At 41.8% G+C, this 15873-nt stretch carries 17 protein-coding genes; 10 read left to right on the forward strand and 7 right to left on the reverse strand.

Annotated elements, in window-relative coordinates:
- Window positions 1-513 precede the first annotated feature (513 nt).
- The 3 genes from VB740_RS12655 (at window position 514) to VB740_RS12665 (ending at window position 2953) form a co-directional block, all read left to right on the forward strand.
- Window positions 514-651 carry a hypothetical protein gene (locus VB740_RS12655; protein WP_167407653.1) on the forward strand — a complete coding sequence of 46 codons (138 nt, stop codon included), beginning with the start codon at window positions 514-516 and terminating at the stop codon, window positions 649-651.
- A 178-nt stretch (window positions 652-829) separates the two neighbouring features.
- The gene (locus tag VB740_RS12660) at window positions 830-1273 is read left to right on the forward strand and encodes a tellurite resistance TerB family protein (RefSeq protein ID WP_323200350.1); all 444 of its coding nucleotides are present in this window, start codon (window positions 830-832) and stop codon (window positions 1271-1273) included.
- A gap of 324 nt (window positions 1274-1597) precedes the next feature.
- Complete coding sequence (locus VB740_RS12665) at window positions 1598-2953, forward strand: UDP-N-acetylmuramoyl-tripeptide--D-alanyl-D-alanine ligase (protein WP_323200351.1); 1356 nt, start codon at window positions 1598-1600, stop codon at window positions 2951-2953.
- Window positions 2954-3424: 471 nt separating this feature from the next.
- Here the strand turns inward: VB740_RS12665 and VB740_RS12670 are convergent, their stop codons facing one another.
- The 7 genes from VB740_RS12670 to VB740_RS12700 form a co-directional block, all read right to left on the reverse strand.
- A complete protein-coding gene (locus tag VB740_RS12670) occupies window positions 3425-3760 on the reverse strand; it encodes a hypothetical protein (protein ID WP_323200352.1) in 336 nt (111 codons plus the stop codon).
- 205 nt (window positions 3761-3965) lie between these two features.
- On the reverse strand, window positions 3966-4367 hold the full coding sequence (locus tag VB740_RS12675) for a fasciclin domain-containing protein (RefSeq protein WP_323200353.1): 402 nt from the start codon (window positions 4365-4367) through the stop codon (window positions 3966-3968).
- Window positions 4368-4544: 177 nt separating this feature from the next.
- Window positions 4545-5861: an FADH(2)-oxidizing methylenetetrahydrofolate--tRNA-(uracil(54)-C(5))-methyltransferase TrmFO gene (trmFO, locus tag VB740_RS12680; protein ID WP_323200354.1), complete on the reverse strand. Its 1317-nt coding sequence runs from the start codon at window positions 5859-5861 to the stop codon at window positions 4545-4547.
- Window positions 5862-5969: 108 nt separating this feature from the next.
- Window positions 5970-6665 (reverse strand): Uma2 family endonuclease, encoded by a 696-nt coding sequence (locus tag VB740_RS12685; RefSeq protein WP_323200355.1) that lies wholly within the window; start codon window positions 6663-6665, stop codon window positions 5970-5972.
- Between the two features lie 116 nt (window positions 6666-6781).
- On the reverse strand, window positions 6782-7585 hold the full coding sequence (locus VB740_RS12690) for an Rpn family recombination-promoting nuclease/putative transposase (protein ID WP_323200356.1): 804 nt from the start codon (window positions 7583-7585) through the stop codon (window positions 6782-6784).
- A 131-nt stretch (window positions 7586-7716) separates the two neighbouring features.
- Complete coding sequence (panB, locus tag VB740_RS12695; protein WP_100900847.1) at window positions 7717-8487, reverse strand: 3-methyl-2-oxobutanoate hydroxymethyltransferase; 771 nt, start codon at window positions 8485-8487, stop codon at window positions 7717-7719.
- Window positions 8488-8599: 112 nt separating this feature from the next.
- On the reverse strand, window positions 8600-9706 hold the full coding sequence (locus VB740_RS12700) for a ligand-binding sensor domain-containing protein (protein ID WP_323200357.1): 1107 nt from the start codon (window positions 9704-9706) through the stop codon (window positions 8600-8602).
- Window positions 9707-10525: 819 nt separating this feature from the next.
- On the opposite strand from VB740_RS12700, the gene VB740_RS12705 reads away from it, so the two are divergent.
- The 7 genes from VB740_RS12705 (at window position 10526) to VB740_RS12735 (ending at window position 15759) form a co-directional block, all read left to right on the forward strand.
- Complete coding sequence (locus tag VB740_RS12705) at window positions 10526-11956, forward strand: form I ribulose bisphosphate carboxylase large subunit (RefSeq protein ID WP_012410537.1); 1431 nt, start codon at window positions 10526-10528, stop codon at window positions 11954-11956.
- A gap of 158 nt (window positions 11957-12114) precedes the next feature.
- Entirely contained in the window at window positions 12115-12522 is a 408-nt protein-coding gene (gene rcbX, locus VB740_RS12710; RefSeq protein ID WP_323200358.1) for a RuBisCO chaperone RbcX, read from the forward strand.
- A 45-nt stretch (window positions 12523-12567) separates the two neighbouring features.
- On the forward strand, window positions 12568-12897 hold the full coding sequence (locus VB740_RS12715) for a ribulose bisphosphate carboxylase small subunit (RefSeq protein WP_323200359.1): 330 nt from the start codon (window positions 12568-12570) through the stop codon (window positions 12895-12897).
- Window positions 12898-13096: 199 nt separating this feature from the next.
- Window positions 13097-13723 (forward strand): GDSL-type esterase/lipase family protein, encoded by a 627-nt coding sequence (locus tag VB740_RS12720; RefSeq protein WP_323200360.1) that lies wholly within the window; start codon window positions 13097-13099, stop codon window positions 13721-13723.
- Between the two features lie 60 nt (window positions 13724-13783).
- Window positions 13784-14011, forward strand: a complete 228-nt coding sequence (locus VB740_RS12725; RefSeq protein ID WP_323200361.1) for a type II toxin-antitoxin system prevent-host-death family antitoxin — start codon at window positions 13784-13786, stop codon at window positions 14009-14011.
- Between the two features lie 134 nt (window positions 14012-14145).
- The gene (locus VB740_RS12730) at window positions 14146-14394 is read left to right on the forward strand and encodes a type II toxin-antitoxin system VapC family toxin (RefSeq protein WP_323200363.1); all 249 of its coding nucleotides are present in this window, start codon (window positions 14146-14148) and stop codon (window positions 14392-14394) included.
- Between the two features lie 90 nt (window positions 14395-14484).
- The gene (locus tag VB740_RS12735; RefSeq protein ID WP_323200362.1) at window positions 14485-15759 is read left to right on the forward strand and encodes a ribulose bisphosphate carboxylase small subunit; all 1275 of its coding nucleotides are present in this window, start codon (window positions 14485-14487) and stop codon (window positions 15757-15759) included.
- Window positions 15760-15873 lie beyond the last annotated feature (114 nt).

Below are 15873 nucleotides of genomic sequence, written 5' to 3' on the forward strand. Positions count from 1 at the left end.
AATCCGATTTGATCTCTGAACTGATTTACGTAGGTAGGCAATAGGCAATAGGCAATGAAAAATAAGGCTTCTTAGTTGTACTGAGTTTTTCAGAAAACAAATACTAGTCCTATAGTAAACCTGTTTGATTTGTAACTCAGATTCCCGAATTCTCTCAGAAACCGGGAATCTTCTTGTATATTTCCTTGGGATTTCACAACATAGTCTGCAAAAATAGGCAATTTGCGTATATTTATTGTCATGATTATTTGTGAGTTAGTTGACTAATTTAACAACTATCTTTACGTAAATTTCGGGTGACACAATTGTTGCTTTAAACTCCGCCTAAGTAATTTCTTTTACAAAGGCTTTCTAAAATTCATCAAATCTTCAGAAATAAAAAGTTTGAATGTTGTTCTGAAAGAGCTAAAGTTTTGTTAAGATGCAATTGCTAGCAGTTTCTCAACGAAATTCACCTATCGAGGTGTGGAGAAATAAATAGTACCAGCAGCACAAATTTCAAAAGGTGAAGCAATGACCACCTATATTTTTTTCGATGAAGCTTTACGGATGCTAACCAATGCCTATTTGATATCAGTAGTACTGTTAATCGCAGCTTCTGGTATAGGTTTGGCGGTAATTGAAACAATAGAAAAGGCAGGAGAACGCTAAGTTTGTAAATGCCAGTGTAGTTATTGTAAAAAAACCATTGGGTGTAAGTGTTCGCTGTGAATAAATCCTGGGAACACTAAAGCATGAAGGTCTCACAGCGTTGCACCCTTACCTGGAAATGCATCAAAGACACAGGTAACTGTAGCGCCATTGAGACTCTAACCAAGGAGTTACTACAATGGGTCTATTCGACGCTGTAGTGGGCGAAAACCAAACCCAAACAGCACTCAATCCACCGGAAGCTTTTGCTGTCATTGTTTTGTTAGCAACAGCATCAGACGGTTACCTTTCTGTTGAGCAAGCAAATTCTATCATTTATGTGTTATCTCGGATGAAACTTTTTAAAAGTTATCCCCATGAGATGATGAACAAGCTATTTGAGAAAGTCTTGGGCATACTCCAAGGGGATGGCTTTAATGCTTTATTTAATGCAGCCAAAGATTCTCTATCTCAAGACTTACGGGAAACAGCTTTTGCGGTAGCCGCCGATCTAATTCTAGCTGAAGGTATCCTAGCTAAAGAAGAAAAAAACTTCTTAAATGATTTATCTCAAGCTTTAGGTGTTTCTAGTGAGATAGCAATACAAATTATGCAAGTAATCTTAATTAAAAACCGGGGATAAGGCGAGAAAACATATGCTTAATTAAACTATATAAATAGCTTATAAACAAAGCGTGCCAAAGGAGTTAAGCTTCTTTGGCACTATTTTTGGTGTTATTGTGACTAGTACAGTGGGGCGTAAATAAACAACTCATTCCAAGTAGCCAAAAAGTCTGACCTATAAGCTTCTTGACTTTTGACTTTTGAATTTTGACTTTTGACTTCCGCCATGCGGTGCTAGGCTTAGATTCGCGCCTTTTTCAAGAAGTCATAAATCTTGTTGTTCAATATAGGATTGTGTCATAATTCGATTTTATAATTTTGAACTTTAAATTGTAAATTACTTATGCGTTGTTCTGCCACCCTAACCCAACTGGTTGAAGTTCTTTTGGCTAGTCCTATAAACTTATCTGAAACTGCTTTAACACAAATCAGCAGCGGTATACAAACAGATAGTCGTACCCTAAAGCCGGGTGAAGTATTTTTAGCTTTGCGAGGCGATAAGTTTGATGGACATGAATTTGTGCAAACTGCGATCGCCAAGGGTGCAATAGTGGCAATTGTGGATTTTGAATACGAAAATCCCGGTTTTCCTATACTACAGGTAAAAGACACCCTCAAGGCATATCAGAAAATTGCCAGATGGTGGCGCGATCGCTTTAACATTCCTGTAATTGGTGTCACAGGTTCCGTAGGTAAAACTACAACTAAAGAATTAATTGCCGCAGTTTTAGGAACAAACGGGCGAGTTCACAAAACTTATGGAAATTATAACAACGAAATCGGTGTCCCGAAAACTCTCCTAGAACTTGGTGCAGACAATGACTACGCCGTGATTGAAATGGCGATGCGGGGTAGGGGACAAATTGCCGAACTAACGCAAATAGCGCATCCAACAATTGGAGTGATTACCAATGTGGGGACGGCACATATTGAGTTACTGGGTTCCGAAGAAGCGATCGCTGAGGCAAAATGTGAGTTGTTAGCCGAAATGCCTGCTGATAGTGTGGCAATTCTCAACCACGACAATCCTCTATTAATGGCCACAGCAGCAAAATTTTGGCACGGAGAAGTTTTAACTTACGGCTTTTCTGGTGGAGATATCCAAGGGCAATTAATTGATAACGACCAGGTGGAAGTTGCCGGAATCCAACTACCTCTACCTTTACCTGGTCGTCACAATGCGACTAATTTCTTGGCAGCTTTAGCGGTAGCAAAGGTGTTGGGGATTGATTGGGCAACCCTCAAAGCTGGTGTGATGGTGGATATGCCGACAGGGCGATCGCAGCGATTTACCTTACCGAACGATGTAGTAATCTTAGATGAAACTTATAATGCTGCACCAGAAGCTATGATCGCAGCGTTGCAATTATTGGCAGACACACCCGGAAAGCGCAAGATTGCCGTATTGGGTGCAATGAAAGAATTGGGAGAGCGATCGCAACAATTGCACCAGCAGGTGGGAGAAACAGTGAAAAAGTTGAATTTAGATGGCTTGTTGGTTTTGGTAGATGGACAAGATGCCGAAGCAATCGCCCTTAGTGCCGAAGGTATCCCATCGGAGTGCTTTGCAACTCATGCTGATTTGGTGGCTAGGTTAAAAACATTTGTGCAAGCAGGCGATCGTTTATTGTTCAAAGCCGCCCATTCCGTGGGACTAGATCGGGTAGTCAATCAATTACGTGCAGAATTTTCCAGATAATACCGCTACAAATCCAACGTCTCATACTGCGAGACTTCGTAGAATCAGATTTTTGACATTAAAGCGATCGTGTCATCACCATTTTTGTCAATATCTGCGGGAGTCAGTTTGCCATTGGCATCATAAGTATAAGTTGTGAACTGATCAGCGATGTCGTCGCCGTTGTTATCAGTCTTATAGATGCCAACTTCCCGTTAGCGTTATAAGCAAATATACTAGGCGATTAGAAATCGCGGCTACACAAACGTTCGCGTAGCGTCTCGCAGAGAAGTCCACCTACGCGGACTCAAAGGATTGAAACCCACGGAGGTGGGTTTTGTCTGTATAGCCGCGAATTCCATTCGCTAGGGAAAACATGTTTTTACAAAAGTGAGATGCTCACTATCTAACGACAAGCTGCTTGCTATGAGTCTTTGCATTACTTGCACCAGCGAGTTGAAGAAATGGTGCAATCGAGAGTATGTATATATATCAGGCGTTGTTGGAAAGACTAGGGCTGTTACTGTAGCGTCTTTGAAAAAGAATTGCTGCCAAATTAGTCACTAAACAGGTGATTGCTAGCCACAGCAAGATATAAGTAGGAGCCATCACCACGCCAATCAGGAACCAAGTATATACGTGCAGTATCATTACAGAAGCGAAAAAGCTAGCAATTCCAGCAGATTGCCACACTTGATGTGATGGGCGACGTAACGCTACCAGGCTCATCGTTAAAATAGTGACAAGCAAATTTGCTGGTACAAGAAATGCACAAATACTTACGCAGTTGCCACGAGAGAACTCAGCTAAGGTGTTAAAATCGAGCATCAATTTGTTGGGATAGATGTTAGCTTTTTAAGGCTTTAATTTATTGTATTTAAAATAACGAAATCTAGATTAACATATGAGTGAGTAATCACATTATCAACATAACATAAATTAAACTATGCGGTTGCGTTTTGATATTACCAATAGTTAGTTAATTATAAAGATTTTTGGATAACTAGGGTGGACGTTTTCCACCCTAGCTGAATTAACCCGGCAAAATTACTGTATCGATAACGTGTATCACACCATTATCAGCTTCGATATCTGCTGCTAAAACTGTGGCATTTTTAACTTCAAAACCATCGGAAGAATGAATTTTAATAGGTGAACCTTCCACAGAATTAACCGTGCCGAGTTCTGCCAAATCCGCCTGTAGCAGCTTCCCTGGAACGACATGATACTTTAAAATCCGCGTTAGCTGGGGAATATTTTGTAACAGAGTTTGAATAGTTCCCGCTGGTAACTTGGCAAAAGCATCGTCATTTGGTGCAAATACAGTGAACGGACCAGGACTTTTTAATGTTTCTACTAAACCAGCAGCTTGTACAGCCGCCACCAGTGTTTTGAAAGACTCAGCCGTAACTGCAATATCAACAATATCAGCCATATATCTTACCTAAATCTCTGCAAAAGATTTTAAAGGATAATAAACCTATTTGAAGTTTTATTAAACAAAATAAATTTAAAATCAGGCGTTAAAAAAGAGGCAAGGGAGTAGGGAGTAGGGAGTAGGGAGCAGGGAGAAGAGTTTTCCCCTCTGCCTCTTTTCAATGCCTAATGCCCATTAATTATGATTAGCTTTCCAGCTTGCTAGATCGGTTAAAGAGCGATCGCGGTAACGTCCATAACGCTCCTGCTTACTTTTGATTTTCGCACCCAGTTCGGGAAAAATCCCAAAGTTGGGCGGCATTGGTTGGAAATGCTTCGGCGAAGCGGAACTAATAAATTCCAATAACGCACCCATCATTGTTGTTGGTGGTAAAGCCAAAGCTTCTTTACCCAAAGCTAGCCGCGCTGCATTAATTCCCGCCAAGCAGCCACCCGCAGCCGCAGCAGTGTAACCTTCAGTACCAATCAACTGTCCAGCAGCTAACAATGTTGGACGTTCTTTAAATTGCAGAGTAGGATGCATTAACTGAGGAGCATTAATAAAAGTATTGCGGTGCATCACTCCCAAGCGGACAAACTCCGCCTTTTCCAAACTTGGGATTAACTGAAATATTCGCTTTTGCTCACCCCAGCGCAGATTAGTTTGAAATCCTACCATATTCCACAGTTGACCAGCTTTATCTTCTTGTCGTAACTGCACCACAGCATAAGGACGTTCCCCTGTGCGAGTATCTGACAATCCCACTGGCTTTAGGGGGCCGTAGCGCATGGTATCTTCCCCCCGCTGTGCTAGTTCTTCAATGGGTAAACAAGCTTCAAAAAATTTCGCCGTTTCCCGTTCAAAACCCTTGAGTTCTGTTTGTTCCGCTTTACAAAGTTCTTCTCGAAACCGTAAGTACTGCTCTTTATTCATTGGGCAGTTGAGATAAGCGGCTTCACCTTTGTCATAACGTGATGCCATAAAAGCAATATCACGGTTAATTGATTCTCCTACAATAATCGGACTAGCGGCATCAAAAAAGCTAAGGTATTCCATCCCGGTAAAGCGGCGCAAGTCTTCGGCTAAGTCAGGACTCGTTAAAGGCCCAGTTGCCAAAACCACAATCCCTTCAGGAATCGTAGATACTTCACCCCGGCGGAATTCAACTAAAGGATGATGTGCTAAAGTTTGAGTCAAGTCTTGCCCAAATTGACCCCTATCTACCGCTAGCGCCCCACCCGCAGGTACGGCGTGTTCATCAGCTTTTGAGATGACAATAGAACCTAGTTGGCGTAATTCTTCGTGCAATAATCCGGCCGCGCGATCGCTTGCCATTGCCCCAAAGGAATTACTACATACTAATTCTGCCAAATGTTCTGTATGATGAGCAGGACTGAAGCGTTTTGGACGCATTTCATGCAGAATTACAGGCACTCCAGCTTGGGCTATTTGCCACGCTGCTTCTGTGCCAGCTAGTCCACCTCCAATTACTTGTATCGGTTGTTGTTCCATAGTTAAATTTTCAGTTCCTAATATTATAAGTATTTATCAGCATCATAGAAGTAAAAATAAATAAAATAGATAAACTTATCATTACTTCTATAAATAGAACATCAACGATTATAAATTATCTGTATCAATTCCTTTTTCTTTGAGTTTAGCTAGCAATTCTTTATAGCGATCGTGCTCTTTTTCTAATTCTTCTAAAGCCGCTTCCTTTGCTTGGCGTTCTTGTTCTCGTAACTGGTCAATTTCTACAGGTGACAAAAACTTTTGCCCGGTGGGAGAAATAATTTCCAGCGTATCCGGTGTTAATGTAAAATGGATTCCCAAACGCGGACTTACCCAGCCATTCATCTCTTCAATAACTTCAAAACTATCTCCAGAACCGAGCAAGCCATTTAAATCGTTTTTAGCTGGATCATAGATATAATATTCTTCCACGCCGTAACGCTGGTAAAACTGCAATTTTTTGGTCATTTCTTTGAGGGTGTTACCTGGCGATAGTATTTCAAATACTACCTGTGGGGGGATATTATCTTCATTCCATTGTAAATAGGAACCCCGTTTTCCTTTTGGTCTGCCAAAGACCACCATTGTATCCGGCGCTTGTTTAAGATTCGGGTTTCCTTGAACTGGATACCAAAACACATCTCCGGCGATAAATACATCAGGTTGTGATGCAAATAGGATTTCTAAATTTTCTTTAATTTTGACAATCCATGCAAATTGTTCTGTATTATCCGCCATTGGCTGTCCGTCGCTTTCCGGGTAGATGACTTCGATGGTGGTTTCTGGTGTAACTTGTTGTACCATTGCTGCACCTCCAAGTATGGGGTTTCTAGCTGATATTTGTAGTTAAGATAGCGATCGCGTTAATCTAAAATGCTTAGAGGCGAAAAGGCTTGCCGCCAAACATAACTTGTCTAAATTTATTCATTTGGAGGCGTTTGCTGTATTGCTTGCTGAACTTGTACAACATCCAAATCTAACGCCTGTGATATTTGTTCCACACTTAAACCTAGTGCTAGGAGTTTAGGTACAGCTTCTAACTTTGCCTCAAAACGACCTTTTTGTTTACCTTCTTCTTCAGCTTCTTGATAAACCCGTGTTTGCTTCAACTCACTTAACCCAAACATCGCTTCTATCTCCTCTCGACTTATGTTAGGCAATTTATAAACTAAGATTGTCTCTATTAATTCTAGTAATTGTTTTTGTGGTAGTTGCAAATTTACCGCTTGTTTAGTACGGTTAATTAGTTCTCTGGCGGTAGTAATAGTTGTATCTTCATTTTCAATTACTAATTTTAGGGTAGCAATACCTATTGGTAGTGATGCAGCTTCGCCTAGTTCATCCAAGTAAATTATACTAATACGACTGCTGTTGAAGAATTCGTGGCAATCTTGTCGCTCACCAGTATCTATATTCCTTCTGGGATAAATCACCACTCCTCGCCAAGAATTTTTAGATTTCTTTTGCCGCAAATAGAGAAATACTTCTGAAACTAGACGTAAATAAATATCTAAATCTGCTTGAAATTGAACTTCGACGAAATAAATTGGATTTTCTTCGTATTGAGTGGGAAGAAATACACCATCTATTCTAAAGGCAGTTTGTTTGATTTCAACTGAAGAGAATTGATAGGTATTTGCAGTTTCAGGAGGATTCCCAATCAGTTCAAAGAAGATACTGGGAAATTCTTGAAATAAACGATAAAAGATGCTGTCAGTTTTCACTCTGGATGTTAAGGCACAATTTTGAACTTCAGCAATTTTATAATGTGCTGCTCTCTGATTGCATAAATTATCCCAGATGGAAAACTAGCCATTTAGCAGCTTATTGTATTTTTTGATCGTAAATTCCATACTTATGGAAATTTACGATCGCGCACTTCCACGGCATAATCTTGCACGGCTTTAGTAATCGTTTCCCGCAAGTTTGTGTAAACTTTGGCAAATGGTGGATGCTTCTCAGTAAGTCCGAGGACATCAGAGGTAACTAAAACTTGTCCATCGCAGTGAGTTCCGGCACCGATACCGATTGTAGGAATGCTCAATTTTTGTGTAATCTGCATTGCCAAATCTGCGGGGATATGCTCTAAAACGAGAGAAAATACACCAGCTTGTTCCAGAGCGATCGCTTCTTGTAAAATCCTCTCACTCGCTTCTTGCGTTTTCCCTTGTTGTCGCAAACCGAGTTGATGTACTGATTGCGGTGTCAAACCGACATGACCCATTACCGGAATTCCAGCTTGTACCAAACGAGCAATAGTTTCTGCGATCGCTGGATAGCCACCTTCTAATTTTACCGCTTGAGCGCCCGTTTCCTTCAGTACCCGCCCAGCTGAGTGCATCGCTTGCTGGAGACTTTCTTGATACGTCAAAAATGGTAAATCTACAACCACTAATGCGCGTTTAACCCCACGGCGCACAGATTTGGCGTGGTATATCATCTCATCCAAAGTTATCGGCAGTGTTGTTTCATACCCTAGAACTACTGCCATAGAGTCGCCCACAAGGATTAAGTCTACACCAGCTGCGTCGATGAGTTGGGCGATCGCATAATCCCAGGCGGTCAACGCCACAATTGAACGTCCCTGTTGTTTCCATTGAATTAATTGCTGGGTAGTGATTGCCATTTTTCTAAGTAGGGAGTGGGGAGTAGGGAGTAGGGAGTAGGGAGTACGAGTAGGGAATTTCACCACTTTGTACAGACGCGATTAATCGCGTCTCTCCCCACTCCCCATTCCCTCATTTAACAGCGCGACTGAAAGCAATATGGGGTTTTGCACTGTCAGTTTTAGGCATTAACCAAGCTAGACCTTCACTAGTGCCGATCCATAATTTATTGGCGATGTCAGGTACAAGGGCAAGAACCCGACTAGAAGGAAGCCCAGCAACTTCTGCATCTAACACAGCGCCTGTATTTGGATTTAATCGTAACAAACCATTGTTAGTCCCGACCCAGACACTACCATCTTTAGCAAAACGTATCGCTGTCACGTCACGCCCACGCAAACGAGTTACAGACCGCAGCACTGCACCAGTTTTTGGGTTAATAACTAGCAAATTATTGGGCATTCCCGCCCAAATTAATCCTTCTGGACTGATAGCTAAAGCTTGTACGGTAGTTCCCGGTAAATCGGCAATCCGCTTCATAACCGCAGCACTAGAAGTATTTACCCGCACCAATCCATCAAGAGTGCCAACCCAAAGTTGACCTTCAGCATCTAAAGTCAGGGTGTTGGCGCTAACACCAGGCAGATTTTTTAATGTTGTCATAATCAATCCTTGGTCGGGACTGATTAGGGCCAAACCGCTATCGGTTCCAGTCCACAAATAACCCCGTTTGTCAACTAACAATGACAACACCCTTTTAGAAGGCAAAAATAAATTCTGCGCGGTGATTTCGCTAGTGCGGGGGTCTACTCGGAACAGTCCCTCGTAACTTCCTACCCACAAACGTCCTACTTTGTCTTGGGCTAAAGCACCAATAGCAACATTCGGTAAACTAACACGAGAAATAATCTTGCCGGTTTTAGGATCAATGCGCGATAGTCCCCGCCAAGAACCTACCCAAAGATTGCCTGTAATATCTCCTAGTAAGTTACCAACCCGATAATCAGTTTTTGGCGAATTTTCTTCCACTCCCCGCTCATCGGGTAAGGGTTCTACTCGTGGTGGCGGTGCAGAAGCTGGGTAAGCAGGGGTTAAATCAGATGATTTAATATCAGGGGTTTTTTGTGCCCATCCTATACTTGGCAAAGCTATCAACCCCAACAAGATAGAAGAAGTAAATAAACTAGTACGCTTGCAAAACAATACCACGGCGACATTTCCTTTGGAGACAGTACCCATAGCCGTTACCTAAACTGGCTTTGGGTTAATTCCAGTGTTCCCCTAGTTGGGATTTTTTAAACATTGGGGAATGGGGAATAGGGAATAGGGAATGGGGACTGGGGAATAGGAAATAAATATTTAGGAATACTTTCTCATTACCAATGCCCAATCCCCAATCCCCAATTCCCACACACTACTAATGACACGTTGTAAAGCATTTGTAACAAAATGTTTAAATCTTTATGTAATAACAAAATTAAATATATAAGTTAAAAACTTTCAAAGAAAAACTTATCGAATTATTGATATATTGTGGAATAAGTTACAAATTACGTGGTGTGCAATTTTTTATCTTTACGCTCACGACTCTGCTAAATCTCTGTCAAGTAAATTATTTTCTGGTATCTTTTCCAACAACGGAGAAGATATAGGGAGTGTAGAGGCGGGAATGTGTGCCATCCAGCCCAATCCCCTGAATACCCCGATTTGTAGGGAAATTATCTAAATGCTAACCGCAAAAAGCGGAAGTTTTGGTGAAATTGAGAAGGTTTAGTTGGGTGCGAAGAAGAGGTAAAAAAGAATTTTGATTCGTAGGAAGAGGAAACAGTAGAAGCGCTAGGTCGTGTACCCCTAGAAGGGGATAACACTGGTGAGGAGGGCTACCACCGCTACCAAAGTGTCCGCCGCAAAAGAACTGCTACCCTTTGCCAAAAACAACCCCTAACAAAAATTTTTCCTGATCTCCTCCCCGATGAAGGGGGGAAAAATCGGGTGAGGGGAAGTTGCACAAAACGTGATTTGATAATTAACAAGAGTGATTTCAGGGAAGGATAAAATATGTCTTACGCTCAAACGAAGACTCAGAGCAAGTCTGGGTATCAAGCCGGGGTTAAAGATTACAGACTAACTTATTACACACCCGATTACACACCAAAAGATACCGATCTTCTAGCTGCGTTCCGCATGACACCCCAGCCTGGTGTTCCTCCCGAAGAAGCAGGTGCGGCTGTAGCGGCTGAGTCTTCCACAGGTACTTGGACAACTGTGTGGACAGACTTGCTCACCGACCTCGATCGCTACAAAGGTCGTTGTTACGATATCGAACCAGTTCCCGGTGAAGACAACCAGTACATCTGCTACGTTGCCTATCCTTTGGACTTGTTTGAAGAAGGTTCTGTAACCAACGTATTGACCTCAATTGTAGGTAACGTATTTGGTTTCAAAGCTCTGCGGGCACTGCGTCTAGAAGACATCCGCTTTCCAGTAGCTTACATCAAGACCTTCCAAGGGCCTCCTCACGGTATCCAAGTTGAGCGCGACAAGTTAAACAAATACGGTCGTCCTTTGCTGGGTTGTACCATTAAGCCCAAATTGGGTCTTTCCGCTAAGAACTACGGACGCGCTGTATACGAGTGTTTGCGCGGTGGTTTGGACTTCACCAAAGACGACGAAAACATCAACTCCGCACCATTCCAAAGATGGCGCGATCGCTTCTTGTTCGTAGCTGAAGCTATCAACAAAGCTCAAGCAGAAACCGGTGAAATCAAAGGCCACTACCTAAACGTCACCGCTCCTACCTGCGAACAAATGTTGCAACGGGCTGAGTACGCAAAAGAACTCAAACAGCCCATCATCATGCATGACTACCTAACCGCAGGTTTCACCGCCAACACCACATTGGCTCGTTGGTGCCGCGATAACGGTATCTTGCTGCACATTCACCGTGCGATGCACGCTGTAATTGACCGTCAAAAGAACCACGGTATCCACTTCCGTGTATTGGCTAAAGCTCTACGTTTATCTGGTGGTGACCACATCCACACCGGTACAGTAGTTGGTAAGTTGGAAGGTGAGCGCGGCATCACAATGGGCTTCGTTGACCTATTGCGTGAAAACTACATTGAGCAAGACAAGTCTCGTGGTATTTACTTTACCCAAGACTGGGCTTCTCTACCTGGTGTAATGGCAGTTGCTTCTGGTGGTATCCACGTATGGCACATGCCCGCGCTGGTAGAAATCTTTGGTGATGACTCCGTACTACAATTCGGTGGTGGTACTCTGGGTCACCCTTGGGGTAACGCTCCTGGTGCAACCGCTAACCGCGTCGCCTTGGAAGCCGTTGTTCAAGCTCGTAACGAAGGCCGCAACTTGGCTCGTGAAGGTAACGATATCATCCGCGAAGCTGCCAAGTGGTCTCCTGAACTAGCTGTTGCTTGCGAACTGTGGAAAGAAATCAAGTTCGAGTTTGAAGCAATGGATACCGTCTGATCAAAAGTTAGGAGTTAAGAAGTAGAGACGCGATGAATCGCGTCTGTACAAGAGTGTAGAGACGCGATTCATCGCGTCTGTTAAGAGTTAGGATTTGCTCTGCATTAATTCATAACTCTTAACTTATAACTCATAACTCTTCAGGGCTGGGGTCAAGCATGAATCTTAAGCAAATTGCGAAGGACACAGCCAAAACTCTCCAAAGCTATCTGACTTATCAGGCTCTAAGGACAGTATTGGCACAGCTAGGCGAAACGAATCCTCCATTAGAACTTTGGCTGCATAACTTTTCTGCTGGCAAAATTCAGAATGGTGAATCATACATTGAGCAACTGTTGCGAGAGAAACCAGATTTGGCTTTGCGAATCATGACTGTCAGAGAACACATTGCGGAAGAAATCATCGAATTTTTACCGGAAATGGTTCGCACTGGCATTCAGCAAGCCAACATGGAACAGCGTCGCCAGCATTTAGAACGCATTACACGAATAGACACATCTAGCCCCAGTCTGCAACCAGAACAGCAAACAACTTCAGATCCGAATTTGGATAACTTATCTAATTAGTTCGGTCAACCTAGTAGTCAAAATCGCAACCCATTATCAAAAGCTATGCAAACTTTACCAAAAGAGCGTCGTTACGAAACCCTTTCTTATCTGCCACCCCTGTCTGACGCTCAAATTGCCAAGCAGATCCAATATATTTTGAATCAAGGTTACATTCCAGCGATCGAGTTCAATGAAACTTCTGAGCCAACAGAATTATATTGGACAATGTGGAAGCTACCTTTGTTCGGCGCTAAATCTACTCAAGAAGTATTGAGCGAAGTTCAAGGATGCCGTTCTCAATTCAACACCAGCTATATCCGTGTTGTGGGTTTTGACAACATCAAGCAGTGCCAAGTTCTCAGCTTTTTGGTTCACAAACCCAACAGATACTAAAGCTAGCAAAGCTCTAAGTAATTAGTTTATCCCCATAGGAGAGGTAGAATTATCTGCCTCTCCTATTTACTAGATTTTTTTTTGAAATGCAAAGGAACGCATTCGCGAAGCGTCTCGCAGAGAAGGAAAACGCAGAGCAACGCAGAAAATAACTCGACGCCCTTTTGCATAAACCTTTTCTTTTTTTTAAATATAATAAATGGAATTACAGCGTCTGCCGGAAGTAAGAATTTGCTTTGTTGGTGACTCTTTTGTTAACGGCACTGGCGACTCAGAATGTCTTGGTTGGACAGGGAGAGTATCTGCAAATGCTAATAAAAAAGGTTATGACATTACTTACTATAATTTAGGGATTAGGCGTGATACGAGTACTGATATAACAAAGCGTTGGTTACAGGAAGTATCGCTTCGTTTGCCCAAAGAATATGATGGCAGAGTTGTGTTTTCTTTTGGATTGAATGACACAACAGTAGAAAATGGGAAAACTCGCATAGATTTGGTAGATTCTATCAGAAATGCGCGTGAAATTTTAATTAAAGCCAAATCGATGTATCCTGTTTTGATGATTGGACTAGCACCATATGAAGAACAAGAAGATCCAGGAAGAAAGCAGAGAATTACTAATTTATCTAAGCAATATGCTTCAATTTGTAAAGAATTAAATGTACCTTATTTAGACGTTTTTCCGATATTAGAAAAATCAAATATCTGGATTAATCAAGCAAGAGATAATGATGGTGTTCATCCAAGAGCAGGCGGTTATGCAGAATTTGCCCAAATCGTAGAAAATTGGGACGCTTGGTTAAATTGGTTTCCTCTGACTTAATCGAGCATTCAAAGTTAGGATAGTGGTAACACCTGACTTTTATATTCAAAGGTGATAACTATGCAGCAAATTACTCTAGCTGAAGCATCTAAAAATTTACCCGACTTAATTGAAGCAGCACTCAGTGGTGAAGAAATTATCATCATCAAAGATAATCAACCTTTGGTGAAGTTAACTCCTGTGTCACCACTTAAACGCCGCCGTCAACCTGGAAGCGCAAAAGGTTTAATTACAATATCTGATGACTTTGATGAACCATTGGAAGATTTTAAGGAATATATGGAATGATATTACTGTTGGATACACATACTTTTATTTGGTATGTGACTGACAATTCAAGACTTAGTAATCAAGTACTAGAGTTCATCAATGATGAAAATAATGAAATTTTGCTAAGTATAGCTAGTCTATAGGAAATAGCTATTAAACAGAATTTAGGAAAGCTTAGTTTCAATCAGCCATTTGAGATATTCATCACACAGCAACTCAATCTGAACGATTTTAATTTACTCGATATCAAAATTAGCCATGTTACTGTTGTTGCCACACTACCTTTACATCATCGCGATCCATTTGACCGAATTTTAATTTCACAAGCACTCGCAGAAAATATACCTATACTGAGTGCTGATAAACTTTTTGATGCATATCCAATAAGACGTATATGGTAGATAGCGTTGCTTTTCTACCAAAAGATAAATAAACAGTCATCACCAAAAAAACTTAACATTACTTTAGGCAGTGCTAGGCAAAATAATTTTATGGGTTACTACATCGCTCCCCGCTTTTTGGACAAACTGGCTGTTCACATCACCAAAAACTTTTTAAAGCTTCCTGGCGTGCGAGTTCCCGTGATTTTGGGTATTCACGGACGCAAAGGAGAAGGCAAAACATTTCAATGTCAATTAGTCTTCGAGAAAATGGGTATCGAAGTGACTCACATATCTGGCGGTGAATTGGAAAGTCCAGATGCAGGAGATCCAGCGCGGTTGATTCGGCTGCGCTATCGGGAAACAGCAGAACTGATCAAAGTACGCGGCAAAATGTGTGTACTGATGATTAACGATTTGGATGCGGGGGCTGGACGCTTTGATGAAGGCACTCAATATACTGTAAATACGCAGTTGGTGAATGCCACACTGATGAATATTGCTGATAATCCCACAGATGTACAGTTGCCTGGAAGCTATGATTCCACGCCTTTACATCGTGTACCGATTATTGTCACAGGTAATGATTTTTCCACCCTTTATGCACCGTTAATTCGGGATGGACGGATGGAGAAATTTTACTGGGAACCAAACCGAGACGATAAGGTGGGAATTGTCAAAGGGATTTTTGAACCGGATGGACTGTCACAAAAGGAAGTTGAACAGCTAGTTGATAAATTTGTCAACCAGTCAATTGACTTTTTTAGCGCTTTGCGATCGCGTATTTATGACGAACAAATCCGCAACTACATCCATCAAGTAGGTTTTGAGCAAGTATCCTTGAATATCGTTAATAGCGTTAAAGGGCCACCAGAATTTAAAAAGCCAGATTTCAGCCTATCTCACTTAATCGAGTCTGGTAACTTCCTCGTCGGTGAACAAAAACGAGTAGAAAATTCCCATTTGGTTGATGATTACAACCGACTCAATCGAGGTAGACATTCTCAATCTGCACCACCTGCTGCTGTAACCCCAATTAATCAGCCGTCAAACAATGGTGCAACTCAAGAAGCAAAAACTAATGGATTCCAGAAACGGGAAGTATCAAGTCCACATTTGACTCTAGAGACACAAGAACAGATTCGGCAATTATTATCTCAAGGTTACAAAATTAGTATTGAACACGTAGATGAGCGCCGTTTCCGCACAGGTTCTTGGCAAAGTTGTGTTCATAGCCACATTGATGCCGAGTCTGATGCAATCTCAAACTTAGAGGCAACTTTGGCAGAATATAGCGGTGAGTATATCCGCTTGGTAGGGATTGATCCGAAAGCCAAGCGGCGGGTTTTGGAGACAATTATTCATCGTCCGCATGGGAAAAATTAGGAGTAGATAAATGAGAAAGAGCGATCGCTTTTGTCAATTCCTAAACAACTAGAAAAAATATGGCGTTGCTGAATTAAAGTATGAATCTGGATGTAGAGACGTAGCAGTGCTACG

The sequence above is a fragment of the Nostoc sp. UHCC 0251 genome, assembly GCF_034932245.1.
GTDB lineage: Bacteria > Cyanobacteriota > Cyanobacteriia > Cyanobacteriales > Nostocaceae > Nostoc.